Origin of the sequence: Agromyces flavus (genome assembly GCF_900104685.1) — a bacterium.
Lineage (GTDB): Bacteria > Actinomycetota > Actinomycetes > Actinomycetales > Microbacteriaceae > Agromyces > Agromyces flavus.
This window is the reverse complement of record NZ_LT629755.1, coordinates 1,380,682-1,398,049: the sequence shown is the minus strand read 5'-3', so window position 1 is coordinate 1,398,049 and position 17,368 is coordinate 1,380,682. Positions and strand designations below refer to the sequence as shown.

At 70.7% G+C, this 17,368-nt stretch carries 19 protein-coding genes; 16 read left to right on the top strand and 3 right to left on the bottom strand.

Features of this window, described 5'->3' with window-relative positions:
• Positions 1-13: 13 nt before the first annotated feature.
• The 10 genes from BLT99_RS06605 to BLT99_RS06560 all read left to right on the top strand — a co-directional run bounded on the left by BLT99_RS06605 (position 14) and on the right by BLT99_RS06560 (position 10,521).
• Positions 14-685 carry a YggS family pyridoxal phosphate-dependent enzyme gene (locus BLT99_RS06605; RefSeq protein WP_092670327.1) on the top strand — a complete coding sequence of 224 codons (672 nt, stop codon included), beginning with the start codon at positions 14-16 and terminating at the stop codon, positions 683-685.
• Positions 686-718: 33 nt separating this feature from the next.
• Positions 719-1,201, top strand: coding sequence for a cell division protein SepF (locus tag BLT99_RS06600; protein ID WP_092670326.1), 483 nt, complete (start codon positions 719-721; stop codon positions 1,199-1,201).
• A gap of 10 nt (positions 1,202-1,211) precedes the next feature.
• Entirely contained in the window at positions 1,212-1,529 is a 318-nt protein-coding gene (locus BLT99_RS06595) for a YggT family protein (protein ID WP_092670325.1), read from the top strand.
• 116 nt (positions 1,530-1,645) lie between these two features.
• Positions 1,646-2,332 (top strand): DivIVA domain-containing protein, encoded by a 687-nt coding sequence (locus BLT99_RS06590; protein ID WP_092675749.1) that lies wholly within the window; start codon positions 1,646-1,648, stop codon positions 2,330-2,332.
• On the top strand, positions 2,322-2,930 hold the full coding sequence (lspA, locus tag BLT99_RS06585) for a signal peptidase II (protein ID WP_229724826.1): 609 nt from the start codon (positions 2,322-2,324) through the stop codon (positions 2,928-2,930). Before BLT99_RS06590 ends, lspA begins: the two co-directional genes overlap by 11 nt.
• A gap of 2 nt (positions 2,931-2,932) precedes the next feature.
• Positions 2,933-3,853 carry an RluA family pseudouridine synthase gene (locus BLT99_RS06580; RefSeq protein WP_092670324.1) on the top strand — a complete coding sequence of 307 codons (921 nt, stop codon included), beginning with the start codon at positions 2,933-2,935 and terminating at the stop codon, positions 3,851-3,853.
• A 190-nt stretch (positions 3,854-4,043) separates the two neighbouring features.
• Complete coding sequence (dnaE, locus tag BLT99_RS06575; RefSeq protein ID WP_092675742.1) at positions 4,044-7,574, top strand: DNA polymerase III subunit alpha; 3,531 nt, start codon at positions 4,044-4,046, stop codon at positions 7,572-7,574.
• 45 nt (positions 7,575-7,619) lie between these two features.
• Positions 7,620-8,927: a histidinol dehydrogenase gene (gene hisD / locus BLT99_RS06570; RefSeq protein WP_092670323.1), complete on the top strand. Its 1,308-nt coding sequence runs from the start codon at positions 7,620-7,622 to the stop codon at positions 8,925-8,927.
• 30 nt (positions 8,928-8,957) lie between these two features.
• Entirely contained in the window at positions 8,958-9,431 is a 474-nt protein-coding gene (gene nrdR / locus BLT99_RS06565; RefSeq protein WP_092670322.1) for a transcriptional regulator NrdR, read from the top strand.
• 34 nt (positions 9,432-9,465) lie between these two features.
• Positions 9,466-10,521, top strand: a complete 1,056-nt coding sequence (locus BLT99_RS06560; protein WP_092670321.1) for a quinone-dependent dihydroorotate dehydrogenase — start codon at positions 9,466-9,468, stop codon at positions 10,519-10,521.
• 30 nt (positions 10,522-10,551) lie between these two features.
• Here BLT99_RS06560 and BLT99_RS06555 read toward each other — a convergent pair whose 3' ends face one another.
• On the bottom strand, positions 10,552-11,610 hold the full coding sequence (locus BLT99_RS06555; protein ID WP_092670320.1) for an App1 family protein: 1,059 nt from the start codon (positions 11,608-11,610) through the stop codon (positions 10,552-10,554).
• Between the two features lie 104 nt (positions 11,611-11,714).
• On the opposite strand from BLT99_RS06555, the gene BLT99_RS06550 reads away from it, so the two are divergent.
• From BLT99_RS06550 to BLT99_RS06530, 6 genes are all read left to right on the top strand, one after another.
• A complete protein-coding gene (locus BLT99_RS06550; protein WP_092670319.1) occupies positions 11,715-12,368 on the top strand; it encodes a TetR/AcrR family transcriptional regulator in 654 nt (217 codons plus the stop codon).
• Between the two features lie 110 nt (positions 12,369-12,478).
• A complete protein-coding gene (locus BLT99_RS06545; RefSeq protein ID WP_092670318.1) occupies positions 12,479-13,291 on the top strand; it encodes an ABC transporter ATP-binding protein in 813 nt (270 codons plus the stop codon).
• On the top strand, positions 13,288-13,734 hold the full coding sequence (locus BLT99_RS18245; protein WP_331712597.1) for an ABC transporter permease: 447 nt from the start codon (positions 13,288-13,290) through the stop codon (positions 13,732-13,734). The genes BLT99_RS06545 and BLT99_RS18245 overlap by 4 nt, the downstream gene beginning before the upstream one ends.
• Entirely contained in the window at positions 13,731-13,976 is a 246-nt protein-coding gene (locus BLT99_RS18240; RefSeq protein ID WP_331712596.1) for a hypothetical protein, read from the top strand. Before BLT99_RS18245 ends, BLT99_RS18240 begins: the two co-directional genes overlap by 4 nt.
• Positions 13,973-14,716, top strand: coding sequence for an ABC transporter permease (locus BLT99_RS06535; RefSeq protein WP_092675739.1), 744 nt, complete (start codon positions 13,973-13,975; stop codon positions 14,714-14,716). Before BLT99_RS18240 ends, BLT99_RS06535 begins: the two co-directional genes overlap by 4 nt.
• Complete coding sequence (locus tag BLT99_RS06530; protein ID WP_092670316.1) at positions 14,713-15,639, top strand: ABC transporter substrate-binding protein; 927 nt, start codon at positions 14,713-14,715, stop codon at positions 15,637-15,639. Before BLT99_RS06535 ends, BLT99_RS06530 begins: the two co-directional genes overlap by 4 nt.
• Here BLT99_RS06530 and BLT99_RS06525 read toward each other — a convergent pair.
• Complete coding sequence (locus BLT99_RS06525; RefSeq protein ID WP_092670314.1) at positions 15,636-16,388, bottom strand: DedA family protein; 753 nt, start codon at positions 16,386-16,388, stop codon at positions 15,636-15,638. The two genes, BLT99_RS06530 and BLT99_RS06525, sit on opposite strands and share 4 nt — an antisense overlap.
• A gap of 52 nt (positions 16,389-16,440) precedes the next feature.
• Complete coding sequence (locus BLT99_RS06520; RefSeq protein WP_092670312.1) at positions 16,441-17,367, bottom strand: M56 family metallopeptidase; 927 nt, start codon at positions 17,365-17,367, stop codon at positions 16,441-16,443.
• Between the last annotated feature and the right edge of the window lies 1 nt (position 17,368).

Here is a 17,368-nt window from a genome sequence, read left to right as displayed (position 1 = left end):
GGGGGCGAGCCGCGTGAGCGAGCTCGCCGCCCGGCTTTCGGCGGTCCGAGAACGCATCGCGGATGCCGCGGACGCGGCCGGACGCGACGCCCACGACATCACGACCGTCGTGGTCACGAAGTTCCAGCCCGTCTCGCTCATCCGCGAACTCGCCTCCCTCGGCGTGCGCGACATCGGCGAGAACCGGCACCAGGAGGCGCAGGCGAAGGCGCGGGAGCTGGCCGACCTCGGGTTGGACTGGCACTTCGTCGGACAGCTGCAGGGCAAGAAGGCGCGGCAGGTCCGCGCCTACGCCTCGGTGATCCACTCCGTCGACCGGACCTCGCTCGTCGACGCGCTGCGCTCCGACGAGGCATCCGTCGACTGCTTCGTGCAGGTCAACCTCACCGACGATCCGGGGCGTGGCGGCGTCGATCCCGAGGGCCTCGAGGACCTCGTCGAGCACGTGCTCCGCACGCCGGGGCTCCGCCTGCTCGGCCTCATGGCCGTGGCTCCGCTCGACGAGGACGCGCGAGCGGCCTTCGCGCGCGTGCGCGGGCTCTCGGATCGCATCAGGCCGCTCGCGCCCGAGGCCACCGCGCTGTCCATGGGGATGTCGCACGACTATCGCGACGCGATCTTGGAGGGTGCGACACACCTGCGGATCGGAACGGCAATCACGGGGAATCGACCGGCCCCGGGCTAGCCTCGAAACCACGAACGACTGACGGAGGCAGCGATGTCCAACCCGCTCAAGAAGACCATGGTCTACCTCGGACTCGCCGACGAGGAGCTCGAGGCCGAGACGCCGCCCCCGGCGGCCGCACCGGCACCGATCGTGCACGCGGCGCCCGCACCGACCGCGGCCAAGGGCGGAGCGGCCGTGACCCCCCTCCGAAAGCACCACGTGCAACCGACGACACCACCGCAGGCGGAGATGAACGAGATCCTCACGGTGCACCCGCGCCAGTACCGAGACGCCCAGATGATCGCAGAGTCGTTCCGCGAGGGCGTGCCGGTGATCATCAACCTCTCGCAGATGTCCGACGCCGACGCTCGCCGGCTCATCGACTTCGCGAGCGGCCTCTCGCAGGGCCTGTACGGCAAGATCGAGCGCGTGACGAGCAAGGTCTTCCTGCTCTCCCCGGCGCACGTCGTGGTCTCCGGAGAGGCCGGCGAAGCGGAAGGCGACGTGGACGCGTCGTTCTTCACGCACGCGTAGACTCCCCGTCGTGAGCGCCCTCTCCGTCGTCTGGAACCTCCTCTACACCCTCCTCCTCATCTATTTCTTCATCATGTGGGCGAGGTTCGTCCTGGACCTCGTCCGCACCTTCAACCGGTCGTGGCGCCCGCGTGGATTCGTGCTCGTGCTCGTGGAGGGCGTGTACACGGTCACCGATCCGCTCGTGCGATTCTTCCGGCGCCTCGTGCCGCCGATCCGCCTCGGGCAGGTCGCGCTCGACCTCGGCTGGAGCATCGCGATGCTCGTGGTGATCATCGCGATGACGGTCGTGTCCTGGCTCGCCGCGGCATCCGCTGCGACGGCCTGACCCGGATGACGCGGGGTGGCGCGCCGTACGTCGCCGCTCTGCATCCCCGAGGTTCTCTTTGCTACCGTTAGCAGAACGTGATCGAACCGTTCGACAGATTCAAGGGATGGGAAGCCATGGCGCTAACTCCGGAAGATGTGGTCAACAAGCGCTTCCAGGCGACGAAGTTCCGGGAGGGCTACGACCAGGACGAGGTCGATGACTTCCTCGACGAGGTGGTCGTCGAGCTTCGCCGGCTCAACCAGGAGAACGAGGAGCTGCGCCAGCGCCTCGCCGCGGCCGAGGCACGCGCCGGCGAGGGCGGCGGATCCGCGTCCGCAGCCGCCCAGGCGCCCGTCTACGCCGAGCCCGCCGCCGCACCGCCCACGGTCGCGGTGCCGACTCCGACCGCCACGCCGCAGTCCGAGATCGACGAGCAGACCAGCACCACCAACCTGCTGCAGCTCGCCCGCCGCCTCCACGAGGAGCACGTCCGCGAGGGCGTCGAGAAGCGCGACGCGCTGATCGCCGAGGGCCACGCGACCGCGGCCCGCATCGTGGCCGAGGCCGAGGCCAAGCAGCGCGCCCAGATGGGCATCCTCGACCAGGAGCGCGTCGCGCTCGAGAAGCGCGTCGACGAGCTCCGCATCTTCGAGCGCGAGTACCGCCAGAAGCTGAAGAGCTACATCGAGGGCCAGCTCCGCGAGCTCGACACCGCCCAGCCGGTGCAGGTCTCCGGCGGCGCGGGCTTCTCGGCGCCGGTCGGTGCGCAGGGCGTGAGCAACGAGCAGCCCGCCCCGACCTTCCAGGGCTTTGCCGGCTGAGCGCGCGGCGAGGGTCGGCACCACCGCGCTGCTCATCCTGGTCGGCGTCGCGATCACGGTCTACGGCGTCGACCAGCTGAGCAAGTTCTTCGTCGTCACCACGCTCGCCGAGGGCGAGGTCGTCCCGGTGCTCGGCACCGTGCTGCAGTGGCAGTTCGTGCGGAATCCCGGGGCGGCCTTCTCCATCGCGAGCGGCATGACCTGGATCTTCACGATCCTCGCCGCGGGCGTCATCACGTTCATCGTGTGGTTCGCCCGCCGCATCCGGTCGATCGCCTGGGCGCTCGTCTTCGGCCTCCTGCTCGGCGGCGTGCTCGGCAACCTGACCGACCGCCTGTTCCGCGAGCCGGGCTTCGGCATCGGGCACGTCATCGACTTCATCTCGACGCCGTGGATGCTGCCGGCCATCTACAACGTGGCCGACATCGCGATCGTGTCGAGCATGGTGCTCTTCATGATCCTCACGATCCGCGGCGTCGGGCTCGACGGGTCGCGGCCGTCGCGCAGCGAGAAGTCGCCCGAGGCGGCCGACCAGGGTGACGAGCCGCGGCACGAGGCCCGCGGCGGCACGCCCGCCGCCCTCGCGCGCGAGTCCTAGAGGTGGAGCATCGCGCACTGCCCGTGCCCGACGGGCTCGAAGGGTCGCGGGTCGACGCGGGCCTCGCGAAGCTGCTCGGCTTCTCGCGCACGCAGGCGGCCGAGGTCGCCTCGGCAGGCGGGGTGCTCCTCGACGGTGCGGTCGTCGACAAGGCCGACCGCCTGCGTGCCGGTGCCTGGCTCGAGGTGAGCTGGGCGCCGCCGCGCACGCTCGAGGTCGAAGCCATCCCCGTGCCCGACCTCGGCATCATCCACGACGACGACGACATCGTCGTGGTCGACAAGCCCGCGGGCGTCGCCGCGCACCCGTCGCTCGGCTGGGAGGGACCGACCGTCGTCGGCGCGCTGGCCGCGGCCGGCTACCGCATCTCGACCTCGGGGGCACCCGAACGCCAGGGCGTCGTGCACCGGCTCGACCAGGGCACGAGCGGGCTCATGGTCGTGGCGAAGTCCGAGCGCGCGTACACCGACCTCAAGCGCAAGTTCCACGACCGCGAGGTCGAGAAGATCTACCACACCGTCGTGCAGGGCCTGCCCGATCCGCTCGCGGGGACCATCGACGCACCCGTCGGGCGTCACCCGCGATCCGAGTGGAAGTTCGCCGTCACCTCCGACGGCAAGCACGCCGTGACGCACTACGAGACCATCGAGGCGTTCCCATACGCCTCGCTGCTCGAGGTGCACCTCGAGACGGGACGCACGCACCAGATCCGCGTGCACATGGCGGCGCAGCGGCATCCGTGCGCCGGCGACGCCATGTACGGCGCCGATCCGACGCTGAGTGCCCGGCTCGGGCTGGCGCGGCAGTGGTTGCACGCGAAGGAGCTGTCGTTCGTGCACCCGGGCACGGGGGAATGGACGACGTACGAGTCGGACTACCCGGCCGACCTGCAGCACGCGCTGGACGTCCTCCGCGGCGACTAGTTCTCTCGGGGCGCGGCGGTGGATGTCTCGTTCCGCGCCGCAGTCCCGAGGCCGCCTCCTGCGGCCTCCCGCCAGGCCCGATGCCTGCGACGCGGAACGAGACATCCATCGCCGCTGGGGGAGTCGCGCGTCGGGCAGGGGTCGAGTCGGCGGCCCGGAATACACTGTGAGCACCCCGAAGCACCATCCGATGAGGAGTTCCGTGGCCGCCGATTCCTTCGTCCACCTGCACGTGCATTCCGAGTACTCGATGCTCGACGGCGCGGCCCGGGTCGGCGAACTGATGAAGGCAGCCGCGGCCGAGGGCATGCCGGCCGTCGCCATGACCGACCACGGCAACGTGTTCGGCGCGTACGACTTCTGGAAGCAGGCGACGGATGCCGGCGTGAAGCCGATCATCGGCACCGAGGCCTACCTGACGCCCGGCACGCACCGCAGCGACAAGACGCGCGTGCGATGGGGCAACGGCGGTGGCGACGACGTCTCCGGATCGGGCGCCTACACGCACATGACCCTGCTCTCCGAGACGACCGAGGGCATGCACAACCTGTTCCGGCTGTCGAGCCTCGCGTCGATCGAGGGGTACTACTTCAAGCCGCGCATGGACCGCGAGCTCCTGCAGACGTACTCGAAGGGGCTCATCGCGACCACGGGCTGCCCGTCGGGCGAGGTGCAGACGCGCCTCCGGCTCGGGCAGTACGACGAGGCTGTGCAGGCGGCGGCCGAGTTCCGCGACATCTTCGGCAAGGAGAACTTCTTCGCCGAGATCATGGACCACGGACTCGGCATCGAGAAGCGCATCATGGACGACCTGCTGCGACTCGCGAAGCAGCTCGACCTCCCGCTCGTCGCCACGAACGACCTCCACTACACGCACGCGCATGACGCGAAGAGCCACGCGGCCCTGCTCTGCGTGCAGTCCGGCTCGACGCTCGACGACCCGAACCGGTTCAAGTTCGACGCCGACGAGTTCTACCTCAAGTCGGCCGACGAGATGCGGCATCTGTTCCGCGACCACCCCGACGCCTGCGACAACACGCTGCTCATCGCCGAACGGTGCGACGTGCAGTTCAACACGAGCGCGAACTACATGCCGCGCTTCCCCGTGCCCGACGGTGAGACCGAGCAGAGCTGGTTCGTGAAGGAGGTCGAGCGCGGGCTGCACGTCCGGTACCCGAACGGCATCCCCGACGAGGTGCGCCGCCAGGCCGACTACGAGGTCGACGTCATCAGCCAGATGGGCTTCCCCGGCTACTTCCTCGTGGTCGCCGACTTCATCAACTGGTCCAAGCGCAACGGGATCCGCGTCGGGCCCGGCCGCGGTTCGGGCGCCGGCTCGATGGCGGCGTACGCCATGCGCATCACCGATCTCGACCCGCTGCAGCACGGGCTGATCTTCGAGCGCTTCCTCAACCCCGATCGCGTCTCGATGCCCGACTTCGACGTCGACTTCGACGAGCGTCGTCGCGGCGAGGTCATCAAGTACGTCACCGACAAGTACGGCGACGAGCGCGTCGCGCAGATCGTGACGTACGGCACCATCAAGGCCAAGCAGGCGCTCAAGGACTCCAGCCGCGTGCTCGGCTTCCCCTTCGGCATGGGCGAGAAGCTCACCAAGGCGATGCCGCCCGCGGTCATGGGCAAGGACATCCCCCTGTCGGGCATCCTCGACAAGGACCATCCGCGCTTCAAGGAGGCCGGAGACATCCGTGCGCTCATCGAGACCGACGCCGAGGCGAAGACGGTGTTCGACACGGCGCTCGGACTCGAGAACCTCAAGCGGCAGTGGGGCGTGCACGCGGCCGGCGTCATCATGTCGAGCGAGCCGCTCGTCGACATCATCCCGATCATGAAGCGGGAACAGGACGGCCAGATCGTCACGCAGTTCGACTACCCCGCGTGCGAGTCGCTCGGCCTGATCAAGATGGACTTCCTGGGCCTCAGGAACCTCACCATCATCGACGACGCGCTCGACAACATCGAGGCGAACCGCGGCTTCCGGCCCGTGCTCGAAGACCTGGCGCTCGACGACGCGGCGGCGTACGAGCTGCTCTCGCGCGGCGACACGCTCGGCGTGTTCCAGCTCGACGGCGGGCCCATGCGCTCGCTCCTGCGCCAGATGAAGCCCGACAACTTCGAGGACATCTCGGCCGTCATCGCGCTGTACCGCCCCGGCCCCATGGGCGCGAACTCGCACATCAACTACGCGCTGCGCAAGAACGGCCTGCAGCCGATCACGCCCATCCACCCCGAGCTCGAGGAACCGCTGAAGGACATCCTCGACACCAGCTACGGCCTGATCATCTACCAGGAGCAGGTCATGGCGATCGCGCAGCGCGTCGCCGGCTTCAGCCTCGGCCAGGCCGACATCCTGCGCCGCGCGATGGGCAAGAAGAAGAAGTCCGAGCTCGACAAGCAGTACGAGGGCTTCTCCGGGGGCATGAAGGCCAATGGCTACTCGGACGCCGCGGTGAAGACGCTGTGGGACATCCTGCTGCCCTTCTCCGACTACGCGTTCAACAAGGCGCACTCGGCCGCGTACGGCGTGCTCAGTTACTGGACGGCGTACCTCAAGGCGCACTACCCGGCCGAGTACATGGCCGCGCTGCTGACGAGCGTCGGCGACGCGCGCGACAAGCTCGCGCTGTACCTCAACGAGTGCCGCCGCATGGGCATCAAGGTGCTGCCGCCCGACGTGAACGAGTCCATCGGGTTCTTCGCCGCCGTCGGCGACGACATCCGGTTCGGTCTCGGGGCGGTGCGCAACGTCGGGTTCAACGTGGTCGACGCGATCCGAGCGGCCCGCGACGCGAAGGGCCGATTCGAGTCGTTCCACGACTTCCTCAAGAAGGTGCCGTCGCAGGTGGCGAACAAGCGCACCGTCGAGTCGCTCGTGAAGGCCGGGGCGTTCGACTCGCTGGGGCACACCCGCCGTGCGCTCGTCGAGATACACGAGGGCGCGGTCGAGGCGGCCGTCAAGGAGAAGCGCGCCGAGGAGAACGGCGACGTCGGCTTCGACTTCGACAGCCTGTTCGAGGAGCACGAGAAGCAGGCCGCGCCGTCGCCCGTCCCCGACCGTCCCGAGTGGGCCAAGCGCGACAAGCTCGCGTTCGAACGCGAGATGCTCGGGCTCTACGTCTCCGACCACCCCCTCGCCGGCCTCGAGGCGACCCTCGCGAAACATGCGTCGACGACGATCACCGACCTCATGTCGTCGGATGCCACGCAGGACGGCGACACCGTCACCATCGCGGGCCTCGTCACGAGCGTCCAGCACCGCGTCGCCCGCCAGAGCGGCAACCAGTACGGCATGATCCAGGTCGAGGACTTCTCGGGCGAGATCACCGTGATGTTCATGGGCAAGGCCTACCAGGAGTTCGCCCCGGCGCTGAAGGGCGACTCCATCGTGGTCGTGCGGGGCCGGGTGAGCCTTCGCGACGACGGCATGAACCTCCACGCCTACAGCGTCTTCGAGCCCGAGGTCGGGCAGGGCGATGAGAACGGCCCGGTCGTCATCTCGCTGCCCGACGTCCGCGCCACGACCGACACGATCACGGCGCTCGGCGACGTGCTCATCCGGCACCGGGGCGACACCGAGGTGCGCCTCAAGCTCACCAAGGGCCGAACCGCTCGCGTGTTCGAGCTGCCCTACCCCGTCGCCGTGAGCGCCGACTTCTACGGCGAGCTGAAGAGCCTGCTCGGTCCCAACTGCCTGACCTGAGCACCGCGCGGGCGGCCGCGAACCCCTCGGTAGGCTGGAGCCATCATGCTGCGCACCATCGACCTCCGTGGTTCACGTCCTTCCGAGAGTGAGCTGCTGGCACTCGTGCCGCGTGCGGCGACCGACGTGGCGGCCGCGCTCGAGCCCGCTCGTGCGCTCATCGACGACGTGCGGGCGCGAGGCGAGGCCGCGCTGCTCGAACAGGCCGAGCGGTTCGACCGTGCCAACCCCGGCGCGGTCCGCGTGCCCGCGAGCGAACTCGCGGAGGCGCGCGATGCGCTCAGGCCCGACGTGCGCCGTGCGATCGAGTCGACCATCGCGCGCGTGCGCGCCGCGAGCGCCGCGCAGGTCCCGGCTCCCGAGCGCACCGTCCTCGCGGACGGTGCGGTGGTGGAGCAGCGGTGGCAGCCGGTCGGGCGCGTCGGCCTCTATGTGCCCGGCGGCAAGGCCGTCTACCCGTCGAGCGTCGTCATGAACGTCGTGCCCGCGCAGGTCGCCGGCGTGCGTTCGATCGCGCTCGCCTCCCCGCCCCAGGAGGCGTACGGCGGGCGCATCCACCCCACCATCGCGGGCGTCGCGGCCCTGCTCGGCATCGACGAGGTCTACGCCATGGGCGGCGCGGGCGCGATCGGCGCGTTCGCGTACGGGGTGCCCGACATCGGGCTCGCGCCGGTGCAGCGCGTCACCGGTCCCGGCAACGTCTTCGTCGCGGCCGCGAAGCGACTCGTGCAGGGCGTCACCGGCATCGACGCCGAGGCGGGACCGACCGACATCCTGGTGATCGCCGACGAGGCCGCCGACGCCGACTTCGTGGCATCCGACCTCGTCAGCCAGGCCGAACACGACGAGCTCGCGGCGGCCGTGCTGGTCACCGACTCGCTCGACCTCGCCGAGCGCGTGCTCGAGCGCGTGACGATCCGCTCGACCGAGACCCGGCACTCCGCGCGCGTGCGCGCCGCCCTCGAGGGCCCGCAGTCGGCCATCGTGCTCGTCGACGACCTCGACGTGGCCGTCGACTTCGCGAACGCCTTCGGCGCCGAGCACCTCGAGATCCAGGTCCGCGATCCCGACGCCGTGCTCGCGCGCATCGAGAACGCCGGCGCCATCTTCATCGGGCCGTACTCGCCCGTCAGCCTCGGCGACTACGCCGCGGGTTCGAACCACGTGCTGCCCACCGGAGGGATGGCGCGACACGCCGCCGGACTCTCCGCCGCGACCTTCCTCCGGCCCCAGCAGGTCGTGCGGTACGACGAGGCGGCGCTGCACGCGGTCGCTCCGGTCATCGCGACCCTGTCGGCCGAAGAGGACCTCCCGGCGCACGGCGAGGCTGTCATCGCGCGGTTCGGCGACTGACGTCCCGGCCGCCGGTACGCTGAGAGCACCATGTACTGCCCGTTCTGCCGCCACCCCGATTCGCGCGTCATCGACTCCCGCACGAGCGACGACGGGCTCTCCATCCGTCGCCGTCGGCAGTGCCCCGAGTGCGGCCGCCGATTCTCGACGACCGAGACGGCGAGCCTCGCGGTGATCAAGCGGTCGGGGGTCATCGAGCCGTTCAGCCGCGAGAAGGTGGTCGCCGGCGTCAAGAAGGCCTGCCAGGGCCGACCGGTGACCGACTCCGACCTCGCGGTGCTCGCGCAGAAGGTCGAGGAGACGATCCGCTCCACGGGCGCGTCGCAGATCGAGGCCAACGACATCGGGCTGGCCATCCTTCCGCCGCTGCGCGACCTCGACGAGGTGGCGTACCTGCGGTTCGCGAGCGTGTACCAGGCGTTCGAGTCGCTCGACGACTTCGAGTCCGCGATCGAGACGCTGCGCGAGGAGCACGGCCGGCTGCCCGCGCGACCGGTCGAGTAGCGCCCCGTCGCGCTCCGGTAGCCTGATCGACGGCATGTATCGACTCCTCTTCTCCCTGGTCTTCGCCCGCATGGACCCGGAGCGCGCGCATCACCTCGCGTTCCGCGTCATCCGCACCCTCCCGGTCCTCGGCGTGGGCCGGCTGGTCCAACGCTGGGCCGGGCCCGGGCCCGAACTCGCGGTCGAGGCGCTCGGCCTGCGCTTCCCGTCGCCGTTCGGTCTCGCCGCGGGCTTCGACAAGGACGCGGTCGGCGTCGTCGGCCTCGGCGACCTCGGCTTCGGTCACGTCGAGGTGGGCACGATCACCGCGCAGGCGCAGCCCGGCAACGACCGGCCGCGCCTGTTCCGGCTGGTCGCTGATCGGGCCCTGGTCAACCGCATGGGCTTCAACAACGGCGGGGCGGATGCCGCGGCCGGCCGGCTCTCGCGCCTCGCTCGCCGCACCCGTCGGCCCGTGCTCGGCGTCAACATCGGGAAGAGCCGGGTGACGCCCGTCGAGCAGGCCACCGACGACTACGTGCGGAGCGCGAAGGTGCTCGCGCCGCACGCGGACTACCTCGTGGTCAACGTCAGCTCGCCGAACACGCCGGGCCTGCGCGGCCTGCAGGAGCTCGACGCGCTCGCCCCGCTGCTCGAAGCGGTGCAGCGCGCTGCCGGGCGCACGCCGCTCCTCGTGAAGATCGCGCCCGACCTCGCCGACGACGAGGTCGTCCGGATCTGCGAGCTCGTGGTCCGGCTCGGGCTCGACGGCATCATCGCCACGAACACGACGATCTCGCGCGATGGTCTCGTCACCCCCGCGGTCGGCGTCGAGGCGATCGGCGCCGGCGGGCTGTCGGGCGCGCCGCTCGCGACACGCTCGCTCGCCGTGCTCCGGCTGATCCGCGACCACGTGCCGGCATCGCTGTGCGTGATCTCGGTCGGCGGCGTCGAGACGGCCGAGCACGTCCAGGAACGCCTCGACGCGGGGGCCACGCTCGTGCAGGGCTACACCGCGTTCGTCTACCGCGGTCCGCTCTGGGCGCGGCAGGTCAACCGCGGGCTCGAGCGCATCCGGCGCGAGCGTCGCGTCGCGTCATCCGTCGCCTGACGACGCGCGCCTGCGTCTCGGCGGTCGACGTCAGAGCATGTCGACGTCGGAGAGACGGTCGGCGAGGGTCGCGCCGTCGCTCGCCGAGACCCACGGCACGCCGGCGTTGTGCTCCTCGGCCTTCGTGCGCCCGCCCGCGAGCACGGCCTCGCCGACCGACAGCTCGCGGATCGCGATCGCAGCGACCTGGTCGGGATGCTTGCGCGCGAAGTCGGCGTAGAGCTCCTCGTCGTGCTGCCCGTCGTCGCCGACGAGCAGCCAGCGCATGTGCGGGAACTCCTCGGCCAGCCGGTGCAGGTTCTCGGTCTTGTGGGCGCGCCCGCTTCGGAACCACCGGTCGTGCGTCGGACCCCAGTCGGTGAGCAGGATCGGCCCGGCGGGGTAGAGGTTGCGCGAGAGGAAGCGCGTGAGGGTCGGGGCGACGTTCCATGCACCCGTGGACAGGTAGATGACGGGCGAGCCGGGGTGGGCGCGGACGAGCCGCTCGTAGAGGACCGCCATGCCCGGCGTAGGGCTGCGAGCGTGCTCGTCGAGCACGAACGTGTTCCAGAACGCGACGAGCGGCCGGGGGAGTGCGGTGACCATCACGGTGTCGTCGATGTCGGAGACGATGCCGAAGTCGACCTCGGGACCGACGACCCAGACGGGTGCCTCGACCTCGTCGGAGCCCTCGACGCGGAGGGCCACGCGGTTCCAGCCCGGCTGCAGCTTCGCGGGCACCTTCGTGTCGACGACGCCGCCGCGGTCGGCGAGCACCTCGATGCGCTCGCCGCCGATCTCGATCACCACGGGTACGTCGCCGACCGGCACGCTCGTGAAGCTGCGCCATCCGCGGATGCCCTGTTCGCGGCGCCGCCGGCGCCGGCTCGACGTCTCGTCGGCGCGGACCGGCTTGGAGAGGAGGACACGGCAGAACACGCGCACCCACTCGGTCGAGCCGTAGCCCGTGTACGGCACGACGGTCGGCACGTGCCCGCGGCGGCGGGCCCAGCGCTCGCGCACGTCGTGGAACCAGTCCTCGACGCGTGCGGCACCGTGCCGGACCGGCCGCTGCCGGGAACCGGCCGGGATGGGGGAACTCACCGGCATCCACTCAGTCTGTCATGCACCCCCGCGGCGATGCGAAACCCCGCCGCCTTGGTGAGGACCACTCGAAAGCACGGGTAGAGTGGTGCGGCAAGTGAGGAGGTCCCGTGCCAAACATCGACCTGATCCTCGGGACCGATCACGGACGGAAGCGTTCGATTCGCACCGAGCCGACGCAGCGTCGCAGCAGCCAACGGCTCGACGCGCTGCTCGACGCCGCCGCCGAGATCGTCGACGAGCTCGGATTCGAGCGACTCACGACGCAGATGGTGGCCGAGCGCGCCGGTGCGTCGATCGGCACGGTCTACCGCTACTTCCCCGACCGCGTCGCCGTGCTGCACGCCCTGCGCGAGCGCGGCGTGCGTCGCTACCGCGAGCGCCTCGCCGAGTCGATGGAACGCGCCGACCTCGCCGAGTGGTGGGACGTCGTGGCGCTCGCCCTCGACGTCTGCGCCGATCTCTACCGCGACGAGCCCGGCTTCAGCGTGGTCCACGCCGCTCCGCGCGAGACGTCCGACCGCGACGGCGAACCCGAGCTCGCGCACCGCGTCGCACGCCTGATGGAGCACGAGTTCGGCATCGACGACGAGGCCGAGGTCCGCTTCCGGCTCGGCGTCTCGCTCGAGATCGGCGGTGCGCTCATCCACCGTGCGTTCGAGCGCGACGGCGACGGCGACGAGCGCTACCTCGAGGAGGCGCGCCGCGTGGTGCGCGAGTACCTCGACGACCACCTCGCCGAGCGCGCGTCCTCCGCCGCCTGACGCGGAACGAGTCGGAACGCAACCCACCGAAAGGCGATTGCCTCCGCGGGCCGCGAGGTGTTTGGCTTGACCGCGTGCGCTGATCTGCGCACGCACCGGGAAGAGGCAGCATGATCGAGTTCCGCGGCGTCACCAAGCAGTTCCCCGATGGCACGGTCGCGGTCCGCGACGTCGACATCGTCATCCCCCCGCACAAGACCACGGTGTTCGTCGGATCGTCCGGCTCGGGCAAGACGACCCTGCTCCGGATGATCAACCGCATGGTCGACCCGACGTCCGGGCAGGTGCTGATCGATGGCGAGGATGTCGCGACCCGCGACCCGGTCAAACTGCGCCGCGGCATCGGCTACGTCATGCAGAACTCGGGGCTGCTGCCGCACCGCAAGGTGATCGACAACGTCGCGACGGTCCCGCTGCTGCGCGGCAAGAGCCGACGCGAAGCGCATGCCAGAGCGCTCGAGCTCCTCGACACGGTCGGCCTCGACCGGTCGCTCGCCGACCGCTACCCGAGCCAGTTGTCAGGCGGCCAGCAGCAGCGCGTCGGCGTCGCGCGCGGCCTCGCAGTCGACCCGAACATCCTGCTCATGGACGAGCCGTTCGGCGCGGTCGACCCCATCGTGCGCGCCGAGCTGCAGCAGGAGCTGCTCCGGCTCCAGGGCGAGCTCGGCAAGACCGTCGTGTTCGTCACCCACGACATCGACGAGGCGTTCCTGCTGGGCGACCAGGTGGTGATCATGCAGCAGGGCGGCAAGATCTCCCAGGCGGCATCCCCGGCCGAGATCCTCGCGCGCCCGGCCGACGAGTTCGTCGCCGACTTCGTGGGCGCCGAACGCGGCAAGCGCGCGCTCCATGTCACCGAGGTGGACGGCCGGCGCATCGTGGTCGACGGCGACGGGCGGCCGGCCGGGGTCCTGGCCTCGTGAACTGGCTCTGGTCGAACCTCGACCTGGTCGGCGAGCTCACGCTCGTGCACCTGGCATTGTCGGTGCCCGCGATCATACTGAGCTTCGTGGTGTCGGTCCCGATCGGATGGCTCGCCCACCGGTACCGGTGGTCGCGCGGCGTGCTGCTGTCCCTCTGCGCGCTGCTGTACGCCGTTCCCTCGCTCGCGCTGTTCATCGCGCTGCCGGCGTTCACAGGGCTCAGCCTGCGGTCACCGCTCAACCTCGTGATCGCCCTCACGCTCTACGGCGTCGCGGTCATCGTGCGCACGGCCGCCGACGCCTTCGATGCGGTCGAGCGCGATGTGCTGCAGTCGGCCACCGCGGTGGGGTACTCCGGGGTGCGCCGCTTCTGGGGGTCGAGCTCCCTCTGGCCGGGCCCGTGCTGCTGTCGGGCCTCCGCGTCGTCATCGTCAGCACGGTGAGCCTCGCAACGGTGGGCGCAGTGATCGGGGTGCAGAGCCTCGGCAGCCTGTTCACCGACGGCTTCCAGCGCGGCATCCAGGTCGAGATCGCCACGGGCATCGTGGCCACGATCGCGCTCGCGCTCCTCCTCGACTGGCTCGCGGTCCTCGCGGGCCGCGCGCTCATGCCGTGGACCCGGGCCCGCGCGTCACGACCGGCGTCGTCCCCCGCGGTCGCCGCGGCCGCGACGGAGGCCTCGTGAACCTCTTCGTCGACGCACTGGCCTGGCTCACCGATCCCGCGAACTGGAGCGGCGCGGGCAGCATCCCGCAACGTCTGTTCGAGCATCTCTGGATCTCGGCCGTCGTGCTCGTGATCTCCGCGGCCATCGCACTCCCGCTCGGCGGGCTCGTCGGACACACCGGCCGTGGCCGCGAACCCGCGGTCATGGTGTCGGGCGGCCTGCGCGCACTCCCGACCCTCGGCGCGCTCACGCTCTTCGGGCTCTGGCTCGGCATCGGACTGCAGGCGCCGATCATCGCCCTCGTGATCCTGGCGATCCCGCCCCTGCTGGCCGGCGCGTACGCGGGGTTCGAGTCGGTCGACCGGCGCACGATCGACGCGGCGCGGGCCGTGGGAATGCGAGAAGACCAGATCGTCGGCAAGGTCGAGCTGCCGCTCAGCATGCCGATCGTCGTCGGCGGCATCCGATCCGCCACGCTGCAGATCATCGCGACCGCGACGCTCGCCGCGTACGTAGCCGACTTCGGCCTCGGCCGCTTCATCTTCGCGGGCCTGAAGACCCGCGACTACGGCGAGATGCTGGGCGGTTCGATCCTCGTCATCGTGCTGGCCCTCGTCGTCGACGGCGGCTTCGCGATCACCCAGCGCCTCGTCGTGCCCGCCGGCGTCCGCGCCGCGCGCACCGCAGAGCCTCGCCCGGAGCCGACCCGGACCCGGGCGATCATGGGGCGACCCATCACCGAAGGGAATCAGGAATGACCACAGCAGGAAAAGGCCGGCTCGTTGCCCTGGCAGCGGTCGCGGTCGGGGCGACAGTGGCCCTGGCAGGGTGTGCGTCGGGCGATCCGCTCGACGGCGGATCCGATGGCGGCGACGGCTCCTCGGAGACCGTCGTCATCGGCTCGCAGGACTACTACTCCAACGAGATCATCGCCGAGCTCTACGCGCAGGCGCTCGAGGAGAACGGCTTCACGGTCGACCGGCAGTTCCGCATCGGCCAGCGCGAGGTGTACATCCCCGAGATCGAGAGCGGCGCCATCGACGTGTTTCCCGAGTACACGGGCAACCTGCTCCAGTACTACGTGGAAGACACCGAGGCGAGGACGAGCGATGACGTGTACGCCGAGCTCGAGGGCGCGCTGCCCGACGGGCTCCGCGTGCTCGACCAGTCGCCCGCGACCGACCAGGACTCGTACAACGTGACCAGGACGTTCTCCGAGGAGAACGACGTCACGAGCCTCGCCGACCTGAAGGACGTGACCACGCCGATCACGCTCGGCGGCAACTCCGAGCTGGCGACGCGCCCCTACGGCCCCGACGGTCTGAAGTCGGTCTACGGCGTCGACGTCGCGTTCACGCCCATCGAAGACAGCGGCGGTCCGCTGACCCTGAAGGCGCTCGTCGACGACCAGGTGCAGATGGTCAACATCTACAGCGCCGACCCCAACATCAAGACCAACGACCTCGTCACGCTCGAGGACCCCGAGGGGCTCTTCCTCGCGTCGAACGTGGTGCCCGTCGTGAGCGACAAGGTCACCGACGAGATGGCCGACGTCCTCAACACCGTGAGCGAGGCGCTCACCGCGGCCGACCTCGTCGAGCTCAACTCGCTGAGCCTCAACGATCAGGAGTCCGCCGAGCAGATCGCGAAGGACTGGCTCGCCGACAAGCAGCTGTTCTAGCCGGGGGCCTCGCGCTCCGAGGGGTCGGTCGTCTCGGCGGCCGACCCCTCGCGCGTCTCGTGCGCGGTCGACTCGGCGGGGTGCGAGTGCTGCGAGTCATCCGGCGTCGGTGTCGGCGCCATGTGCCGGCCCTCGAGTCGCAGCAGCACCTTCTTGCCGGCCCACACGACCACGAGGAACAGCACGATCGCGCCGACGAAGAGGTAGCCGGCGCCATGCAGGTCGTCGCTGAGCTGCCGATACCCGCCCGCGGCGGCCGATCCGACGCTCACGTACGAGAACGACCAGATCACGCAGGCGGGCACCGTCCAGGCCAGGAAGCGCCGGTACGACATGTCGCTCATGCCCACGGTCAGCGGCACCAGCGAATGCAGCACGGGCAGGAACCGCGAGATGAACACCGCCGGCCCGCCCCGGCGCGCGAGGTAGCGCTGCGCCCGGTGCCAGTTGTGCTCGCCGATGCGACGTCCGAGTCGGGAATGCTGGATGTGCGGGCCGAACCAGCGCCCCAGCGCGAATCCGATGCTCTCGCCGATGAGGGCGCCGACGATCACGGCGATCGCGAGCCCGAAGTACTCGGCCGGCCCGTCGACCGCGGTGGCGGCGACGATCACGATGGTGTCGCCCGGCACCACGAGGCCGACGAGCACCGACGTCTCGAGCATGATGCCGAGCCCGGCCAGCAGCGTCCGCAGCACCGGGTCGACGCTCGCGACGAGACCGAGGATCCCGTCGAGCAGCTCGTTCACCCTTCCGAGCCTACGGGCTGGGCAACCGGACTGCCGCCGAGGTCGCCTCGGCTCAGGTCGCGATCGCCGCGAGGATGCCGACGGGCACGACGACCAGGCCGGCCGTGGCGGCCCAGCAGGCGACGCGCGCGCGACCATCGAGCGGATGCCGCGACCCGCCGAGCCGCTCGAGCCGCTGCGCGAGCATCGCGGCGTCGGGGTTCACGCCCCCGGACTCCGCGTACGGCCCGGGCTCGCCGGTGGCGCCGAGTCGCGCGAGCGCCGCGCCGAGCGGTTCGGCCCCGACCTGGCGGCGGGCGCCGTCGTCGGCGAGCATCTCGGTCAGCAGCGACACCGCGCGTTCGGCGCGGTTGGCGATGGGGAACCACGGCAGCGCCTCGTGCCACGCACGGAACGCCAGGAGCACGAGGTGGTGGAACTGGTCGAGGTGCGCGCGTTCGTGCGCGAGCACCGCGCGCAGCTCGTCGGCGTCGAGGAGGTCGACGAGGCCCTCGGTCACGACGGTGACGGTGCGCAGGCCCGGCACGCAGTAGGCGAGCGGGATCGGGTGGGACAGCACGCGCGCACCCGAACCGTCGGCGGCGGGGTCGGCGAGCAGGTCGACCATGCTGTGCAGGCGCCGGCGGGCCCGTTCAGCGCGGACGGCGGTCGTGACGAGGTTGAGCGCCAGGTGCACCGCCAGCCCGACGGCGAGCGTGAGCGCGGCGAGCTGCACGACGCCGAATCCGGCCGGGATCGGCCCGGCGGTGAACACGGGAAGCAGCTGGCGTGCGGCGTCGACGAGCGAACCCGCGGGAGCGGCACCGAATGCGAGGAGCGATCCGATCATGGCGAGGCCGCCGCCGAGCGCGATGCCCTGCCAGAGGGCGAGCGCGGCCGCGGGGGAGCGACTCGGCCAGGCCGCTCGGGAGAGCACGACCGGAACCGGCCAGGCAAGGGCGAGCGCGAGCGCGCCGAGTGCGACCGCGGCGGCGATCACG